Annotated in this window: 15 protein-coding genes and 2 pseudogenes; 7 read left to right on the top strand and 10 right to left on the bottom strand. The window is 68.4% G+C overall.

Features of this window, described 5'->3' with window-relative positions; all coding sequences use genetic code 11:
- Positions 1 to 12 precede the first annotated feature (12 nt).
- Positions 13 to 1815 carry a glycoside hydrolase family 30 beta sandwich domain-containing protein gene (locus tag ACTWQA_RS47700; protein WP_443165476.1) on the bottom strand — a complete coding sequence of 601 codons (1803 nt, stop codon included), beginning with the start codon at positions 1813 to 1815 and terminating at the stop codon, positions 13 to 15.
- Positions 1816 to 1999: 184 nt separating this feature from the next.
- Here ACTWQA_RS47700 and ACTWQA_RS47695 point away from each other — a divergent pair, with 184 nt between their 5' ends.
- Both ACTWQA_RS47695 and ACTWQA_RS47690 read left to right on the top strand, forming a co-directional pair.
- On the top strand, positions 2000 to 3034 hold the full coding sequence (locus ACTWQA_RS47695) for a LacI family DNA-binding transcriptional regulator (RefSeq protein ID WP_443165475.1): 1035 nt from the start codon (positions 2000 to 2002) through the stop codon (positions 3032 to 3034).
- Between the two features lie 307 nt (positions 3035 to 3341).
- On the top strand, positions 3342 to 5117 hold the full coding sequence (locus tag ACTWQA_RS47690; RefSeq protein WP_443165474.1) for a hypothetical protein: 1776 nt from the start codon (positions 3342 to 3344) through the stop codon (positions 5115 to 5117).
- A gap of 94 nt (positions 5118 to 5211) precedes the next feature.
- Here the strand turns inward: ACTWQA_RS47690 and ACTWQA_RS47685 are convergent, their stop codons facing one another.
- Both ACTWQA_RS47685 and ACTWQA_RS47680 read right to left on the bottom strand, forming a co-directional pair.
- Positions 5212 to 7839 (bottom strand): hypothetical protein, encoded by a 2628-nt coding sequence (locus ACTWQA_RS47685; protein WP_443165473.1) that lies wholly within the window; start codon positions 7837 to 7839, stop codon positions 5212 to 5214.
- 314 nt (positions 7840 to 8153) lie between these two features.
- Positions 8154 to 8615, bottom strand: coding sequence for a MarR family winged helix-turn-helix transcriptional regulator (locus ACTWQA_RS47680; protein ID WP_443165472.1), 462 nt, complete (start codon positions 8613 to 8615; stop codon positions 8154 to 8156).
- 104 nt (positions 8616 to 8719) lie between these two features.
- Between ACTWQA_RS47680 and ACTWQA_RS47675 the strand changes: the two genes are divergently transcribed.
- The 5 genes from ACTWQA_RS47675 to ACTWQA_RS47655 all read left to right on the top strand — a co-directional run bounded on the left by ACTWQA_RS47675 (position 8720) and on the right by ACTWQA_RS47655 (position 12125).
- Positions 8720 to 9064, top strand: a complete 345-nt coding sequence (locus tag ACTWQA_RS47675) for a DMT family transporter (protein ID WP_443165471.1) — start codon at positions 8720 to 8722, stop codon at positions 9062 to 9064.
- A gap of 26 nt (positions 9065 to 9090) precedes the next feature.
- Positions 9091 to 9411 carry a DMT family transporter gene (locus tag ACTWQA_RS47670; RefSeq protein ID WP_443165470.1) on the top strand — a complete coding sequence of 107 codons (321 nt, stop codon included), beginning with the start codon at positions 9091 to 9093 and terminating at the stop codon, positions 9409 to 9411.
- Between the two features lie 218 nt (positions 9412 to 9629).
- Positions 9630 to 10325 carry a hypothetical protein gene (locus ACTWQA_RS47665; protein ID WP_443165469.1) on the top strand — a complete coding sequence of 232 codons (696 nt, stop codon included), beginning with the start codon at positions 9630 to 9632 and terminating at the stop codon, positions 10323 to 10325.
- A gap of 22 nt (positions 10326 to 10347) precedes the next feature.
- Positions 10348 to 11472: a sensor histidine kinase gene (locus tag ACTWQA_RS47660; RefSeq protein ID WP_443165468.1), complete on the top strand. Its 1125-nt coding sequence runs from the start codon at positions 10348 to 10350 to the stop codon at positions 11470 to 11472.
- Entirely contained in the window at positions 11469 to 12125 is a 657-nt protein-coding gene (locus ACTWQA_RS47655) for a response regulator (protein WP_443165467.1), read from the top strand. Before ACTWQA_RS47660 ends, ACTWQA_RS47655 begins: the two co-directional genes overlap by 4 nt.
- Before the next feature lie 267 nt (positions 12126 to 12392).
- Here ACTWQA_RS47655 and ACTWQA_RS47650 read toward each other — a convergent pair whose 3' ends face one another.
- The 7 genes and pseudogenes from ACTWQA_RS47650 to ACTWQA_RS47620 all read right to left on the bottom strand — a co-directional run bounded on the left by ACTWQA_RS47650 (position 12393) and on the right by ACTWQA_RS47620 (position 17472).
- Entirely contained in the window at positions 12393 to 12698 is a 306-nt protein-coding gene (locus ACTWQA_RS47650) for a hypothetical protein (RefSeq protein WP_443165466.1), read from the bottom strand.
- Between the two features lie 161 nt (positions 12699 to 12859).
- Complete coding sequence (locus ACTWQA_RS47645) at positions 12860 to 13189, bottom strand: alpha/beta hydrolase fold domain-containing protein (RefSeq protein WP_443165465.1); 330 nt, start codon at positions 13187 to 13189, stop codon at positions 12860 to 12862.
- 101 nt (positions 13190 to 13290) lie between these two features.
- Positions 13291 to 13683, bottom strand: a pseudogene (locus tag ACTWQA_RS47640) (alpha/beta hydrolase); the annotation flags it as partial.
- A 148-nt stretch (positions 13684 to 13831) separates the two neighbouring features.
- Complete coding sequence (locus tag ACTWQA_RS47635) at positions 13832 to 14275, bottom strand: alpha/beta hydrolase fold domain-containing protein (RefSeq protein ID WP_443165514.1); 444 nt, start codon at positions 14273 to 14275, stop codon at positions 13832 to 13834.
- Positions 14276 to 14855: 580 nt separating this feature from the next.
- A complete protein-coding gene (locus ACTWQA_RS47630; RefSeq protein ID WP_443165464.1) occupies positions 14856 to 15446 on the bottom strand; it encodes a TetR/AcrR family transcriptional regulator in 591 nt (196 codons plus the stop codon).
- 52 nt (positions 15447 to 15498) lie between these two features.
- The gene (locus ACTWQA_RS47625; protein ID WP_443165463.1) at positions 15499 to 16398 is read right to left on the bottom strand and encodes an SMP-30/gluconolactonase/LRE family protein; all 900 of its coding nucleotides are present in this window, start codon (positions 16396 to 16398) and stop codon (positions 15499 to 15501) included.
- Positions 16399 to 16657: 259 nt separating this feature from the next.
- Positions 16658 to 17472, bottom strand: a pseudogene (locus ACTWQA_RS47620) (oxidoreductase).
- Between the last annotated feature and the right edge of the window lie 373 nt (positions 17473 to 17845).

Genomic DNA, 17845 nt, shown 5'->3' with positions numbered 1-17845 from the left:
GTTCGGGGCGGATCAGGAGTACAGGTTGAGCTCGTGGATGGACCACCAATTGCCGGCCGAGCCGGTCTGGACGATCCGCAGGTAGCGCTTGGTCTGCGCGGGGAAGGACACCGTGGTCGTGGCGGCACCGGTACCGGAGGCGATCGCCGCGCCCCACGACTGGGGGTCGTCGGAGGCGTAGACCTGGAAACCGCGGGGCTCATCACCGCCCGCGGAGGTGAGGCGCAGGGTGGAGAAAGTGCGGGCCTGGCCGAGGTCGACCTGGAACCATTGACCGTTCGCCTGGGCCTGGCCCGTCGACCAGCGGGTCGACTCGTCGCCGTCCAGCACACGAGCGGGCGCATCCCCGGCGGCAGACACCGAAGCGGTGGCCGTCCAGCCGGTCCGGCTGAGCACGCCGCCGGGGGTACCGGACGGGGCGGGCCAGGTGTAAGTGGCCATGGAGCGCGCCGGGAGGCTGGAGGCGAAGGCACGGTCGTTCTCCGTGACGGAGAAGGGCTGCGCCGAAGTGGTGGTGTTGAGGGCGACGAGGACACGGGAACCGTCAGGGTTGACGAAGGCGACGTTCTGGACCTCGGCGGAGCTGGTGGAGCCGACCCTGACCGCGCCCGGCTTCACGAACCTGGCGGCGTGGGAGAGGACGTAGTACTCGGCGTTGCGGGTGTACCTTGAGCCGTTGATCTCGACGACGCCGTTGCAGCGGTTGGAGCAATGGCCCTGGTGCGGACCGCCTGACGGGTTCAGAGCCAGGTTCCAGGTGATGGTGGACTCCCCGCCGTTGCGGGCGTTCTGGATGAACAGGTTCTCCGCGTGCCACATCAGCGTGTCGGCGAACGTAGCGGCGCTGTCGGTGCCGCTGCACTCGGTGAACATGACCCGCCTGCCGGCGTTGACGACCTGCTGCTGGGCGGAGACCTGTCCGCCGTAGCAGTGGAAGGCGGCGCCGACCAGGCGGGGGAGGTTTCCGACCCTCGAGAACACGTCGAGGGGGTAGTCGGGACGATCCCAGTTGTGGTCGTAGGCCCAGATCCGGGTGTTGAGCCCCGCGGCGGTGAGCTTGGCATCGAGCAGCTTGATCAGCTCGGCCTGCTGCTCGGACGACATGGCCATCGACGGGTAGCTGGTGGGGAACAGCGGCTCGTTCTGGACCGTCAGGTCGTCGACCGGGACGCCCGCGGCGCCGTACGCCTGCACGAACTTCACCAGGTAGTCGGCGTAGGTGGCGACATACTCGCTCTTGAGTGAGCCGCCGTTGAGGTTGTTCGAGTCCTTCATCCAGGCCGGTGCGCTCCAAGGGGAGCCCATCACCTTGAGCGCCGGATTGAGCTGCCTGGCCTGGCGGACGAGCGGCAGGATGTTCTCGATCTCGTCCCGCTGGACGCTGAACCGCGACAGGTCCGGGTCGGCGGCGCCGTCATCATAGGTGTAGAAATCGGCGGTCCGGTTGAAGTCGGTCGCGCCGATCGGCTGGCGCAGGTAGTTGAGGCCCGCCGTCTGAAACAGATCAGCCATCAACGCGTTACGCCGGGTCTTCGGCATGGCCGCGATCAGTGAGGCGGAGGCGCCGGTGATGGAGGCGCCGAATCCGGCCATGGTCTGGTGGGTCTCGGCGGGGGACACCACCACGTTCCGTGCCAGAGCGGTGGCGCCGAAGGCGATATCAGGCTGTCGGGCCAGTTTGGCGGTCCCGTCCGCCGTGGTCAGCCAGACCTGGACGGCCGGCGCCGCCTGAGCCGACGTGGCGTGGAGAGTAAGGGCGCCTGCTAGTACACAGCCGAGTGCCGTGGCCGTGGCGAGGCTTCGGCGGAGATGCATTGATGCTCCTCCTTCGATGGGGGGGTGAGGGAGAACTGGATGAAACATAATGAAACAATTCTGTAAAAATGTTTCGTGCCCACATGAGTACTCGCCCGGTTCCGCTCTGTCAAGAGTCCCCTGTGTACAGCCCTTGAGATCGGAGAACGGTATGCTGCGCCTGTGAAACGAAGTGATGTAACTTATGGCTAGGCGGCGCAGTGGCAAGGTCACCGTTCGAGCCGTCGCCACCGAGGCGGGCGTATCGATCGCGACCGTTTCGCGGGTCATGAACGGCCATGAGTACGTCACGCCAGAAACCCGCGCTCTGGTACAGGACGCTCTGAACAGGCTCGGAAGCACCGCCGTGATCCCCGGCTCCGCTTCGGAGGACCGCTCCGCAGACGCCGTCTACGTACGCTGCCCCTATCTGCTGACCGACTACTTCGGGATGATCGTCTCCTCGGTAGCCGAGACCCTCGACCTGCACGGCCGCCGCGTCATCCTCAGCGCAGGCGACGCGGCCCGCGAAGCGAGCGTCATCTCCGGGCTCCCCGACGACCCGGACATCGCCGGAGCGATCTTCATCGTCCCCTCGGAGACCAACGAGGAACTCGAAGAGCTACGTGCCCAGCGATTCCCGTTCGTCGTGATCGATCCGCGTCTCCAGCCACCACGCGACATCGCCTCGGTGTCGGCCTCCCATTTCGCCGGCGCCCGGAACCTCACTGCCCACCTCGTCGAACTCGGGCACCGCCGCATCGGCGTCATCGGCGGCCCTCAGGAGTGGCTGGCCAGCGAATACCGCCTCGCCGGTCATACCTCAGCCCTCGCCGACGCCGGACTCCTCACCTCCTCCGAGCTCATCGTCCGCAACCGGGAACCGGTCACCGACTGGGGCTACGACTCCGCCTGCCGCCTCCTCGCCCTTCCCGAACGCCCTACCGCCATCGTCGCCTTCAACGACAAGTCCGCCGTCGGTGCCCTGCGTGCCGCCTTCGAACACGGTCTCCGCGTTCCGGAAGACATCTCCATCACCGGGTTCGACGACCTCTACCTCAGCCTCAGCACCCTTCCCAGGCTCACCACCGTCCGCCAGCCCCTCGAAGAGATGGGCCGCATGGCCGTCACCCTCCTCATGCGTCTCATCGCAGGTCACGCCCTTGAGGCCCTCCACATCGAACTCGCCACCCACCTCGTCATCCGCGACTCCACCGGTCCCGCCCCGGACTCGCGGTAGGAGAGAAAGGCGACGGGATGACGGGAAGGCCGGCAACGAGAGCATGAGGAAATAGCACCAGGCTGATGGTGGCCTGCCTGTCGAGTGCTGGGCAAGCGCTCCCAGCGCCATCGCGTCGTTGCCCGCCATGCATCGTCAGTGACGTAGTCGATCGGCGCAGGCCCCATGGGTCCATGGGTTGGCACCCAGCGCCTCATCATCATCGAAACCGCATCGCGTCGAAGATCATGGAGTCTGATCGGCGGGGCGGGACCGCTCGTTCCGCTGTGCCCGCCTGACCGGCGATGCCGCGTTAAGATCGCGTCCCATGCTTCCGGATAATTTATGGCGGATTATCAGGATTGGATTAGTAGGTCTGGTTCTTGCGGCGGCGGTCGCGGGCCTGGTGCTCGGCGACACCTGGCTCTGGGTGGCCGTCGAATGGACGCCGCCGACCTATGCGGAGTTCTACGCTCGCGGCGGGTTTGGCACCCCGACGGTTGTGGCGCTGCTCGTGACCGCCCTGGTGAAGGCCGCGCTCCTGTGGCTGATCCTGCGTGCCCCCGCGCCGGGGCCGCTGGACCGCCGGGCGAAGGCGCTGCGCCGACTGCTGTATCTGGCGGTGGCGTACGCCCTCGTGCTGTGGTATCCGATCGGGCTGCTCCCCGACGCGGTCGAGATGGCATTCCAGCTCGCGCTGTGGACCGCGATCGACGTCCTCTACCTGCTCGTTATCCGCTGGCGGTCCCGCATGCTGCGCGCGGCGGCCGGAGCGATGTTCGCGGTCGAGCTGGCCGGGACGGTCAACGCACTGCTCGACGAACTCGACCTCCTAGAGCTTGGATCGGGCAGCATCGTCGAACTGGGCTTGATGCTGAGCGGAGTGGCGGCGACCATCATCACGGTCGTCGGGCAGCGGCGCGACGGCCGGTGGAGCCGCGGCACGCAGGTCGCCGGGTGGTTGTCGGCGGGCTTTTACGCGATGGTGATCCCGCTCAACCTTCTCTCCGAAAGGATCTTCAGCGGCAATCCGGCGATGGTGGTCATGATGGACGCGGTGGGGCTCGTCCCCATCGTGTGGATCGCGGCGACCGCCCGTGAACTGCCCGCCGAGGACCGCCCGGCGGACCTTCCGCCGGCGCGGCGGCGCGTGATCCGCGTCGCGGTGGCGGCCGTGGCTGTACTGCCGATCATCGCGATGATCCACCCGGAGCAGGCCGCGCACCTCACCTACACCGGCCGGTCTATGGGCTGCTATGACCGGCCCAGCTTCGGCGACCTGAAACCTGCGGAACGCAACGCCGCGTTCCTTTGCCGGGCGCGGAGCACAGAGGCCGGAATCCCGCCCATGTTCCCGGACAGCCTGTCGGACCAGGGGATCCTCGCGTACGGGCGGGCGCTGTGCCGTGCAAAGGACCGCGCCGAGCAGAAGGCGATTCTGACGCGGGCCGGGAGCGCGCGGCCCGCCTGGGGCGTGGACCCGTGGGACCTCGTCTACGTCTGCCCGGAGATCGTCGGTGCCACCCATCCCGAGCTGCTGCGGTCGACCACGGAGACGGAGGCGGCGAACGCCGCCTACATCGCCGAGGAGAACGCGAAGTGCCGCGACCCGTGGCCCCGGACGAAGGGTGTCGTCCAGGCCACGGCCAAATACTTCCTGTTCGTCGACGGCGATCCCGGCTATCTGGTCCACGACCCCGACGACGAAGCCGCCGACGAGGCGGCGGAGCAGGCGATGGACAAGGTCTACGACGACAGCACCCAAATAGGGGTGGCCGGCAGCGCGGCGCTCATCGGGCACGTCGAAGATGTCACTAATCTGTGCCTCACGGTGAAGGCCTTCCGCACCGCGCCGCCACAGCGGACGGCCGGGTGGGATCAGGTCAACGAGGTGCCGATCGTCAGCCGCAGCGGCCGGCTCACCGTGCCGGAGAGGGGCGAGGGCGGAGACGTGGGCGCGGGCGCCTCGATGCCGAACCTGGCGATCGCGGGAAAGGGCCGCTACCGGCTCCGTGTCTACGTGCGCGTCGGCGATGCGGGGGAGGAGCACCTGGTCGTCGTGTTCCCGGGTGCGTCGAGGAAGAGGCTCAAGCTGAAGCCGTGAGCGGTGGCGGGGCGCACCCGGCGGCGGCGGACGTGCCAGCCGCCGAGCTGGGAATCTCGCGGTGCACGGCCGGCGTCGGCCTGTGCGCAGATGATCATCCCGTGATCGCTTCGTACAGGCGTCGTGCCTGGTGGAGTAGTTGGCTTGAGCCCTTGCGCGCGGCCAGGTCCGCCAGCCCCGGCATGTCGCCTCGTGCCCCGGCCAGGTCCGCCGCCCGCACGGCGACCTTGAGCAGCTCGCCCATCCCGGCCCTGGCCTTCTCGCCGGGCCCGGGCAGCAGCAGCGGGATCGCCTCCACCAGGGCGGCCCACATCTCGGCGTGCGCCCCGGCCGACGTGACTTCGTCGAGTACGCTGGTGACCCGATTGAGCTTGACCTGATCGCCTCGGACCATATGGCCCACGGCCCGGCCGAGGTCGGCCGCCGGCAGGTCACCGTACGCGGCCAGGGTGATGATCGCGTCGGCGGCGAGCGCCCGCTGGGCGGGGAGCCGATGCCCCATGCCGATGACGATCGTGCTGGCGGTCGCGATGCCCGCGGGGCCGCCGGTGTGCGCCAGGGCGGCCACCACCTCCACCTGGCCGTCGGTGCTGTCCATGACCCACGGCAGACACGCGAGGACGTGGGCCGCGACGGCCTCACGGTGGGACGGCATGGTGGGCGGCCACCACACCATGTGTCGGGAGAAGGGGGGATAGTTGGGCTTGGGGTTCAAGGTCCAGAGTTCGGCGAGCTGCCCGGAGACCCCCTCGGGCGGTGTGAGGCTGGCATGGGCCTCCTGCAGTGACTGCTGGTAGTACTCCGGGCGGTCGAACGCCAGAAGCTCCCACGTCACGACGGGCTCGGGCAACCCGCCGTCGCGCAGGCAGGCGGCCAGCCGCCGGCCCGCATGTGACGGCAGTTTCTCCGCCCGCACCACCAGCCCGGGATCGATGTGGCGCGGCAATCGCAGCAGCGCCTGCAGGAAGTCGGACTCCAGCGGCTCGGTGTCGCCCAGCTCCTCCATGCGCGCGACCAGGGTGGCGGCGTCGACGTGCCCGGTGGGCGAGGTCGGCGTGGCCAGCAGCACGGGGATTGACTCGCCCCGTTCGAACAGGGACATGACCTCGCGGAAACGCCGCTGGACGAATCGCTGTGGGGCGGGTTCGGAGCTGGGCCAGCGGTTGCTCTCGTTCAGCGTCGCGGTCAGCACGCGGCTGTCGGTGGGGGAGACAACGGCCAGCGCGCAACGCGCCAGCAGGAAACGGATGTCCTCGTCGAAGCCGGAAATGCCGTGCGCGTACGTGTGCGCGTCGAACGGGTGCCGCCAGTTCGTCCGCCACCAGGACTGCAATCCCGCCACGACGGCGTCGCGGTCCTGGTGGGTCAGCCTGACCAGAGCGGCGAGGATGCGCTCGAACTGCGCGGGCACCTCCGGCCAGAGCGGTGCGGCCAACTCGGCGGCCAGTTCCTCGACCGAGGCGATGGGCGAGGCCAGGGCGGGCAGCGACATCACGGTCAGCGTGGCGGCGGCCATGGGCTCCGGCTGGATCTCCTCCACTGCGCCGAAGGCGGTGGCGACCCGTTCGCGCAGGTCGGCAGGCAGCCGGACGGCCGCCTCGCGGATCGCCTCCCTATCGGGCTCGGCGGTGTGCGGGGCGAGCTTGATTGCGACACGTACCGCACGTTCGCGCAGGCTAGGCGTGTCCACGTCGAAGACGGGCGCGTCCACGGCCACCGCAAGGGCGGCCGTGGACGGTGACGCGGCGGCGGTCCACTTCACCGCGGCCGCCATGTACTTCTTCTCCGGCCGGTACGCCAGCGCCTGGACCGTCTCGGCGAACAGCTCCCCATCGAGCGCCGACTCCGCCCTTTGCAGTTCCTCCAGCGCGAGCTGCACGACGGGCGAGGACGCCGATGGCAACATCCGTACGAAGTCGGCCACCGGGATCTCGGCCACCTCCGGCTCCAGCTGCCGCCACAGCGCGACGAAGGGAGCCGCCTCGGTCGCGTCGACTCCGGCCAGGAACCGGCTCGCGCAGCCGTCGATCAGCACCTGGCGCGGCACGCGGCCCGTCCCGGCCATCACGACCAGCTGCCCGAGGATGGTGCGGCTCTCTCCCCACTCCTGGTCCCAGGTCAGCCCGTCCGCCACGCCCTGAGCCTGGAACAGGCGTGGCAGCATGTGATCGAGCAGCCGATCGTCGGCGAGCACCAGGTTTCGGTTCATCCGCTGCCGCTCGGCCTTGCGCAACACCCACCCGGCCACGAACGCGTCGTTCTCCGGCGGCTCCGCGCCCGTCTCGATCACCAGTGCCGCCGCCAGATCCCAGTTTCCCAGCGCCTGTATGCGCCGCCACGTCGAACCAGTGGTCGGCCGCAGCCGCTGCACCAGGCGTACGGCCAGGTCGCGCCGCCACGCTTCCGGCCGGTCGCTCAGCACGGACATGACGCGTGCGGCGTCGGCCTCCGGCTCCACCCAGCGCAGCTCACGCCGGCTGAGCCAGCTCGCCACCTGCTCGGCCCCGCCCAGGCAGGCCGCTCCGGCCAGACGGTAGTGGGGGGCCAGCTCGCGTACCCGTCGCTCGGCCTCGAACCCGGAACGCCGGCGTTCGCCCAGATGAGCGGGCAGGTATCGGGCAACCGCGCGCTTGTCGTCGTCACCGAGACCGTTGAGGTACGTGACGAGGTTCGCCACCGAGCCTGCTTCGATGCGGTCGAGCAGCTCCTGGACGGCGTTCATGCGGGTGCCTCGCATAACATGGTGTCGATCATGGGCCGCAGCCTATTGATCGGCACCGACAATCGGGGCATTGACCGCAGCGTTAAGCCACGTTAGGCAAATAGGCTGCTCGCGCCCGCCGCGCCTGCGGACCGTCGAGAGGTGTCGGCGTACGATTGACCTGCTTCCCGTCCTGAAGGCCGAGGCTTTCTGCGGACCTTCGGTAAATGTGCGGAGCTGTCAGGGGTCTGGTCTCGCTATCGGGGCAGCAGCGCAGCGTCAAGCTCCAGCGCGTGGCGGGCTATCCTGCCTACGGGTGCGGTGGGCATAGGCCCTCAGCGCGCGGCGCCCAGCACGGTAAGGGCGGCGGCGAGTTGCGGGTCCGCCTGTCCCGCTTCCTCCAAAGCGGCACTCAGTGTCTCCTCGTAGGTGCGGCTCGCCTCGGCGTATCTAGCCCGGCCCGTCTCGGTAATGACCGTGTAGACGCCGCGCTTGTCATCCGGGCACAGATCCCGGTAGGCGAAGTCCGCCGCGTTCAGTCGCGCCACCAGGCGGGTCACCGAACTCTGGTTGAGCCCGACCTTGTCGGCCAACTCCTGCATGCGCAGTTCGCTGGTGGGGGAGGCGGCGAGGTGGCCGAGCGCACGGAACTCTGACAGGCCGATGCCATGCCTTCGCTGCAGCGCGGTGGCGAGTTTGCTCTCCACATGGGCGTGCAGCAGAAGAATGCGCTGCCAGGTGGCGGTGATGTCCGAAACGGGCGGCGCGGGGACCGGGACGGGCGCTGTGGGGGCCATGGGACCTCGTGGTTCTTGAGACTGGCTTGACAGAAGCATACATGTACATGCAACATCCTTCCCGTCGGTAAATTATTTGCACATACATACAAATAGGAGTCTCGATGGCCTGGATCTACCTGCTCATAGCGGCCGTCTTCGAAGTCGTCTTCGCCCTGGCCACCAACGCCACCGAGGGTTTCACCCAGCTGTGGCCGTCCTTGCTCACGGCCGCCGCGGCGGCCGGCGGGATCTTCTTCCTGAGCCTGGCGCTGAAGACGCTGGACGTCGGGGTCGGCTACACCGTCTGGACCGGCATCGGCTCGGTCGGCACGGTCGTGCTGGGTGCCGTGATCTTCGGCGAGGAGATCACCATCTGGAAGGCGCTGGCCTTCGTCCTGATCATCGGCGGCGTGCTGGGCCTCAAGCTCTCCGACCGCCTCTCCGCGGGCAAGCCGACCGCCGCCTGACCATCACCAACTGAGGAAACGTCATCATGGCCTGGATCTACCTCTCCATCGCGATCGTCTTCGAGATCGGCTTCGCCCTCGGCACCAACGCCACCAAAGGCTTCACCCGCCTCTGGCCGTCGATCTTCACGCTGCTGTCGGCCGCTGGCGGCATCTTCACCCTCAGCCTGGCGCTCAAGACGCTGGACGTCGGCGTCGGCTACACCATCTGGACCGGCGTCGGCTCCATCGGCACGGTCATTCTCGGCGCCCTCATCTACGAGGAGAAGGTCACCTTCGCCAAGCTCGGCTCGTTCGCCGCCATTATCGGCGGCGTCGTCCTCCTCAAGATCGCCGCGGGGATCTGATCCGCGAGGCCGAACGCCACCAACCCGCCTGGCTCACCGAGCTCCTGCACCAAGCCGTCGCCCTGGCCACCGAGCTCGGGCTGCCCGCCACCGCGTACCGCGCCGCGCTGGAACACGGCCGGTACGCCCAGGCCAGGCCACGTCATACCCAGGTCTGACGCAAAAGAGCCAGCCACGGTCCGATGCCCCAGGCGAGCCCCCACGAGAGAGTCGTGGACATGACATCCACCTTTCCCGGCCGCTGGGTCAGTGGCGTGACCATGGTCCTGGCACCGCTGTTCCTCCTGACAGGGGCCCTGTTGCGCGTGCCGTACGACTTCTTCTTCCCCGCTCAGCTCGCCGCGCACGAGAGTGAGCCCGCGCTGCTGACCACCTCCTACACCCTGATCGCGGTCGGCACGTTCCTGCTCTGGCCGGCCGTGGCTCTGCTCGCCGCCACGATCGGCTCGGGATGGGGGCTGGTGGGCGGGCTCTTCACCATGTCAGGGCTGTTCGCCCGGGTCCTACACGCGGGCGCCGACCACATGGCGTTCCGGCTGACCGACGCCGTGGGCGCGGGCGCCGCCGCGAAGGTGGTGTCCGAGACGTACGGCGCTTTCCAGCCGCTGTCGTTCCTCAATGTCGCCATCCTGGCAGGTTGGCCGATCTTGGCGTTCGGTGCCTGGCGCGCCGGAGTGCTCGGCCCGATCCGTGCGTTGGCCCTGGCGTCGGCGGCGGCTCTGCCGCTCGGAGTGCTGAAGGGCACCACACCGCTGTCCCTGGTGGCCGTGGCCGGGCTCGCGATCGCGTTTGTTTCGTACGGCTTGGCCGTACTGAACGCTCCCCCGCGGCCAAGCAGGGCGGCCGTGCTGCGATGGGTGCCCATCACGCTGGCCACGCTCGGGCTGATGATCGTGCTGGGGCAGGCGGGGTGACGTGGAACGATACGGTCGGCGCATGAAACGGCTCCCGTATGTCGTCGATCTGGTGGCAGCCGTAGCTGTGACCGTGACCTACCTGGATTTCGCGCGCACGCCCGCCACGGACGGCTTACCCGCCTACAGCGGTCCAGCGTGGCTGGCCTGGGTCGTCGCGGCGGCGGCTGGGCTGCCCATCGCGGTGCGCCGCCGGTGGCCGTTGCCGGTCCTCGGCGTCGTGCTCGCCGCCGTCACCAGCGCGTCGATCCTCGACCTGACGCGCGAGCCGTACATCTCAGCGGGGTTGGCCGCCTACCTGGTGGGGCTCGCGGAGCCTGCCCGCCGTTCCGTGCCTGCTCTGGCCATCACGCTCCCAGTGGCTTCGGCAGGGGTCTACCTCGGCGAGGCGATGATCACCCCGTCAGGCAGCGCACAGGACGCGGCCGGGCTGATCGCCCTGGTGCTGATGGTGATCGGCGGCGCGTGGACGGCTGGGTTCACCGTCCGCTCCCGCCGAGCGGGAAGTCGTCGGAAGGCCGAGCACGCGCTGGTGGCCGAGCGCCTGCACATCGCGCGCGAGATGCACGATATCGTCTCGCACAACCTCAGCCTCATCGCCGTCAAGGCGGGCGTCGCGGCGCATGTGGCAGCGGACGACCCGCAGGAGGCCAGCACCGCGCTCAAGGTCATCGAGGAGACCAGCAGGTCGGCGCTGACCCAGATGCGCCGCGCACTCGGCGTCCTGCGCACCGACGGCGCCCCGATGGGGCCGGTGCCCGGCGTCGAAGGGCTGGACGGGCTCGCGGAGGAGACGCGCCGGGCAGGGGTCGAGGTCGTTTTGAAGGTGCGTGGGCTGGCGGGCCTCAACGAGGGCACGCAGCTGACGGTCTACCGAATCGTGCAGGAAGCACTCACGAACGTCGTCAAGCACGCCGCCCCGACCCGCTGCATTGTCACCGTGACGGCCCGAGGCGGTAGCGCCGCCATCGACGTCGTCGACGACGGGCCCGGCGGCCCACGCCGCAAGCTCCCAGGCGGGCACGGCCTGATTGGCATACGGGAGCGGGCCCTCATGTACGGCGGAACCTTCACCGCAGGCCCACGCGAGGAGGGAGGCTTCGCTGTGTCAGTACGGCTTCCGCTCCAGGGGGAAGGCAGTCCGTGAGCGGCGTCCGCGTTCTGATCGCCGACGATCAGGCCATGGTGCGCGGCAGCTTCCGCGTCCTCGTCGACCACACACCCGGCTTCCAGGCCGTGGGTGAGGCGGCCACCGGTGTCGAGGCTGTCGAGCTGGCCCGCGAGCACAAGCCGGATGTCGTTCTCATGGACATCCGGATGCCGGACGTGGACGGCATCGAAGCCACCCGCCGCATCTGTGCCGATCCGGCGACGGCAGGCGTCCGCGTGCTCATCCTGACCACGTTCGACCTCGACGACTACGTCTACGCGGCCCTTCGAGCGGGAGCCGCAGGTTTCCTCCTCAAGGACACCCCTCCGGCTGAGGTGCTCAACGCCATCCGTGTGGTCGCCGACGGCGACGCACTGCTCGGACCCTCGATCACCCGGCGGCTCATCGCGGAGTTCGCCGGCCGGCCGCAACCTGGGCATCGGCTGGTCAAGAGCCTCGACGGCCTTACCGGACGCGAGCGGGAGGTGCTCGCGCTGATCGCCCACGGCCTGTCCAACACCGAGCTGGCCGAGCACCTGCAGCTGAGCATGGCCACGGTCAAGACGCACATCGGCCGGCTGCTGGCCAAACTCCAGGCGCGCGACCGCGCCCAGCTGGTGATCATCGCCTACGAGACCGGCCTCGTCTGACCAGCCAGGGCATGCGGCCTGGTTGCCGTGGCAGATCTTGTGGGCCAGTCGGCGCTGTGACTCCTGCACGCTCAGCTGCTGCTGCGCTGGGAGGGGTTGTCGATCGGGTGGAGCACGCTGATCAGGTTCAGGGCCACCTGAGACGTTCGCCGCGCGGCCCCGGAGAAAGACGGATTCACCGTTATGGTTCGCCCACGAGCCGTGGGGTCGAGGGAACCGGCGTCTGCCAGGTTTTTCCTGTCTTCTGATCTGCAGGATCGGGGTCTGCTATGTCGAGGCGGCGCGCAGCGTCGCGGCCACGGTCACCGCATGGTCGGGGTCGGCCATGACCTGACCCCCGTGGACCAGGGCGAAGTGGGTGCTGTAGGCGGCTCTCCTGGCGTCGGGTGACAGGGCGTGGCGTACTGATATCACCGCCTGCCGGCGCGGCCGGACTGCCTCCAGCTCCGCTTCGCCCGGGCGGTGATGCCACCTGCAGCTCGGGCAGGCCGGCATGCCGGTCGCGGTATCGATGGAGCAGATGGTGCGCCTGCTGTCCGGGGAGCGGTGCGGATCCGCAGATGGGCCGGCCATCCACCCGCCCGTGGCCCCGTCGATCGGATGGCCGGTCAGCTCCGACTCGTAACCGCGGATGAGCTCGGCGAACGGGGCCGCCGAGCTGGTCGAGACGCTCTACCGAGGGCTGGCCGACAACTCCGTCGGCCGGGTGATCGAGAACCTGCTGCGCGCTGACCTCACAGTGCGCCCTTCAGCGCTCGTGCCTGCCGGCGCCAGAACTCCCGCGAGACCTCGGCCTTAGGAAATACCAGGTCGAAGCCGTGGAAAGCGCCGGGGATGACGTCGAGGTCGCAGGGGACGCCGCTGTCACTCAGCCGGCGCGCGTACTCGACGTCTTCGTCATGGAAGAGATCGAGGGTGCCGACGCCGATCCAGGCCGGAGGAAGACCGGTGAGATCCTCGCGGCGGGCTGCGGCCGCGTACGGGGAGACGTCCGGGCCCGCGACGGCGTCGCCGAGGTAGGACGACCAGCCGTATCGGTTGCTCTTGGGCGTCCAGACGCGCACCTTGAGGGTGTCCAGGTCGGTTCTCGTCGTCGTGCACCCCTCGCACCGCCGATCGCGATGCGATCGATGTCGATGTGCAGGTCGCCCGCGCGCTCGGCCAGTCCACGCAGCGCGGCGTAGGCGTCCTCGACCGCGGCGGGCGCGGGATGGTCCGGCCCCAGCCGATAACGAACCGCGGCGACGGTGATGCCGAGCTCGCGGGAGAAGGCGATGTTCGTACGGTCGTCCTGCTCGGGTGCGCCGAAGATCAGTCCGCCTCCGTGTATCCAGAGCAGCGCCGGAGCCGCTGCCTCCAGGCCGGTCGGCTGGAAGGCGCGAACCGAGACGGGCGGTGCGCCCTTGGGCCCGGGCACGACGATCTCCTGAACCGTGACGTCCGGCCCTGGATCGGTCGAGCACCACTTCACGCTCCGCACGATGCGCGACGACAGACGTCCGTAGGACACATTGGGGATAAAGCGACCTCGTTTGAGATCGGGGTGGAAGGCACTCATCGGGTCCTCGTTCTTTCCCTCATCGAGGGTGTATGGAATCGTCTGGCCACCCTGCGGGTGGTCGGCGTCGAGAGTGGGGACGGTTGTGAAGCCGGTGCGCCACCGACGATCGCGCGGCTCTTGCGACTGCCGCGGCTGTACCGCTCGGTCAGATCTTGGTCTTCTCGCGGACCCACGCGCCGATCTGTGCGATGGCGGCGTCGGTCTCCGGAATCCGGCCGGCTCCGTAGACGTACGAGTGCTGGCCTCCGGGGACCACAACGGTCGCCGTGTCGATTCCGGCGTCCTTGACGCGGGCGGCGAACTCCTCGTCCTCGCCGGCGAGGACCTCGTACGTTCCCCAGGAGGCGAGGGTGGGGGGAAGACCGCTCAGGTCCGCCCGGTTCAGGTTGATCCGGGTGTCCGTGAACTCGATGCCCGTGCCGCCGATCCAGGCATCCCGGAAGAACTCCAGCAGTTCCTTGCTGAGGATCTTGTCCGTCCCGGCGTTGGTCGCGATGGTCTCGTTGGCGATCTCGAGGTCGCACCAGGGGGAGATCGACACGATGGCGCCGGGCAGGGGCTGCTTCTTGTCGCGGAGGCGAAGCGCCAGGGCGACGGCGATGAACCCGCCGATCGAGTGGCCGATCGTGATGATGTTTCCCGGCGGGGGCCCCGGCGGCCTTGGCGATATGGCCGGCGAGCTTTCGGTCGACGTGTGCTGACGCCAGAACGGAGCCCCCGGCGTGAGTGTGCAGGAGGACGTAGTCGGTGTTGGCGTCGACGGGTTCGCACCAGATTCCCAGGACGCCACCCGCGTCCACCTCCCGATAGGTGACGCCCTCCGGCTCCCGGGCCGCGAGATGGACTTGCTCCGCCTGGATGCGCGCCGCATCCAACTCGGACGGCGGATTCGCCCCTGTGGCCAGCCATTCCGCGAAGTGGATCGCTTCCGGGCTCAGTTCAACAGCAGCGTGCTCAGACATTTGGTACCTCCATGGGGCCATTTGGCATACCGGCCCGCCAGGACCGGTATCGCCGGGGTTTGTCAGGCGGTGTGGGTGGGTAGTCGGTGTGGCCGATCTCGTCTGCCACGGCGGTGGTGACCTCGACGGCGAAGCGGATGCGGTTGTCGAGGAAGCCGCCGACCTTGTTCGACCGGACCAGCTTCTGATCGGTGCGCGGATGGCGTCTCAGTTGTGCTGCTCGGCATCCAGGAGTGCGAGGGCGTTGCGGATGCCCTGTTCGAGGAGTTGGTCGGCGAGCTGCCGGTCGGTCAGGGCGCGGGAGAGTTGTAGTGTCCCGGCCAGCATGCCGAGGAGGCCGAGTGCTTTCAGACGCGCCGACGGTGGATCGTGGGGTGCCAGGCGGGCGGCGAAGTCGTCGATGAGGACAAGCGCGCCGTCTGTGTATGCCTGCCTGGTGGGATCCGTGGAGCGTGCGATCTCGTCGAGCAGGGCGGCGTTGGGGCAGCCGTCCTCGATGTTGTCGCGCTGCTCGGGGGAGAAGTACCACCGCACGATCTGTTCGAGTCCGGCACGGCCGGGCGCTGCCTGGGCGACGATGTTGGCGTGTTGTGCGCGCATCTGGTCGGCGACCGCGGTGGTGACGAGTTCGTCCTTGGAGGGGAAGTAGGTGTAGAAGGCGCCGTTGGTCAGGCCCGCGTCCTTCATGAGGGTCGCGACTCCGGAGCCGTCGATGCCGTCCCGCTTGAGCCGGCGACCGGCCGTCGCAATGATCCGCTGCCTGGTCTCCTGCTTGTGTCCTTTCGCGTACCGCACCATGCGTTCCTCCATCGCAGCCGGGGCTAGCGCTGCAGATACCGCCCCGGCCAGGTCACTGTGCCGCGTTGGCCAGGAGAGCGGCGAAATTGATCCTCCCGGTCTGCAGTTTCGCGTCGTGGGGCTCGGGGACCCCGCCGTTGGTGATGTACAACCGGTCGCCGCGAACCGCCGTCGCGGAGGGCGAGGCGAGACCGTCCGCACTGGTCAGAACGGCCTTGTAGGTGCCGTTCGGGTAGACCACCACGACCCTGTCCGGACCGTTCTGCGAGGAGGAGCCGTTCTGCGCCACGAACACCACATCCGACCACGGGGTCAGGAAGCTGAGATCGTCGATGTTGGGCAGGCCGCCCGCGACAAGGCGGATGGGACCGGCCGCGCCGGTGCCGGTGACCGGTACCCGCAGCAGTGTTCCCTTGTTGAAGTTGCTGACCCACAGTGCGCCGTTGTGGAACCTGAGCCCGTTGGCACCGATCGGCAGGGCTTCGGTCGGCACCGGCGCGAGAGCGGCATCGGTCAGCCACGGGGTCACCGATCCGCCCGAGACCGGAACGGACCAGATGAGGCCCTTCAGGCTGTCGGCGATGTAGAGGGTGCGTCCGGCCGGGTCGATGGCCAGCCCATTGGGGCCCGCGTCGGCGGGCAGAGCGGCGATGCGCTGAGGGGTACCGTCCGGACGCAGCGTGTACACGCCGTTCCTGGCCGCGTTGCCCGGGGCCCACACGCTGTAGTAGACGGTGCCGTCACTGCCACGGGTGTTGCCGCTGATCGCCTCACCCACCTGCCCGGTGACGAGCACCGTGCGGCCTCCGGACGCGGAAATGCGCATTAGCTGCGGCCCATGGGTGCGCTGGCACACCGCGCAACTGCCGAGCATGGAAAGGATCATTGAGCCGTCGGGGTTGACGGTGATGTTCTCGGGGATCTCGCCGACGGCATAGTCGAACGTCGCCACGGTCCGAACGTCGGTGACAACGGATCCGCGATACGCGTGTCCCGTCGCTGCGGACGCGGACGGCGCCGACCCTAGGACGGCCGCCGCCGCGGTGACCGCCAGCGCGATTCCGACGTTCTTCTTCAGAAAACGCCTTGCGCTCGATGCACTGCGCAGGGCCGTTTGCTGACGTTGCTGCTGCATGACTCTCCTCGGCAAATCAACGAGTGACTGATCAATGGACTTTCGGCAACATCACAGATGTCGGGTACATCGGAGGTCAGGCGGGCATGCGGTTGTTCTTGCGGATCTGCTTGTCGAACGTCCTGGCGGGGACGAGGCGGCGCGCCGTGGTGACGCGTGAGGCCAGCGGGCCGGCGGTGTAGCGCAGCTTCGGCTTCTTGTCGGTGGCCGCAGTGACGATCGTCTTGGCGACGACGGCGGGGTCGTCGCCGTCCTTCATCGCAACCGCCAGCACCTCGTCGAAAACGCGCCGTCGCTCCGCGTACAGAGGCAGCGGGGTGTCGGGCTGCGCGGCGTTGGTGTCGAAGCCGGTCTTGGTATAGGCGGGCTGGACGAGGAGGACCCGGACGCCGTGCTCGCGGACTTCGTGGTCCAGCGACTCCGAGTAGCCCTCGATGGCGTGCTTCGACGCGACGTAGAGGGCCATGAAGGGCTGGGGGACGACCCGAGGACGGACGAGATGTTGATGACGCGTCCGCCACCCTGGGCGCGCATGTGCGGTAGGACGGCCTTCGTCATACGGATGACACCGAGGAGGTTGATGTTCAGGACGTTCTGGGCCTGGGTGACGGAGTTCTCCTCGACGGCGCCCGCCGAGCCGATACCTGCGTTGTTGACCAGGACGTCGATGCGTCCGAACCGGTCAATCACCTCTCCGACCGCGGCGGCGGCCGAGTCGTCACTGGCCACGTCGAGATCGAGGTACGTCACACCGGCGGGCGGGGTGAGCCCGGAGGTCTTGCGGCCGGTTCCGATCACCTCGAAACCCGCCGCGGCGAAGGCGCGGGCCGTCTCCTTGCCGATCCCCGATGAGGCACCTGTCACGAGCACCACCGGCCGAGTTGTCCCCATCACGGACTCCCTTGGTTTTGTATTACGTTCGTATGGCTTACGTTCGTACGACCATATGATGGTCGTCGGTCGATGGCAAGTGGTCACGTCCGGTTGATCGTTCCTGGGCGAGCGCTGGTGGTGGCTGCAACGCAGGCCGGACTATCTGGACCGCAGATGGTAGCCGCCACCGATAAACACGCTCCGTGACGGGATCATCGAGAGTGAGACGGAGCCCGTAACGATCAATTGCGGTGACTGAGCGTTTCAGAGGGCGTTACGCGAGTTGATGTCCGCTTCGTCGCTTGCGCTGGATAGTGCAGGCTGGTCAGGGCAGGGTTCGCCGGGCTACGGGAGCGGTTGAGCGAACAAACCCGGCTCGTTCTCCACGAGG

The sequence above is a fragment of the Nonomuraea sp. 10N515B genome, from assembly GCF_052245915.1.
GTDB lineage: Bacteria > Actinomycetota > Actinomycetes > Streptosporangiales > Streptosporangiaceae > Nonomuraea.
This window is presented reverse-complemented; position numbering and strand designations above follow the sequence as displayed.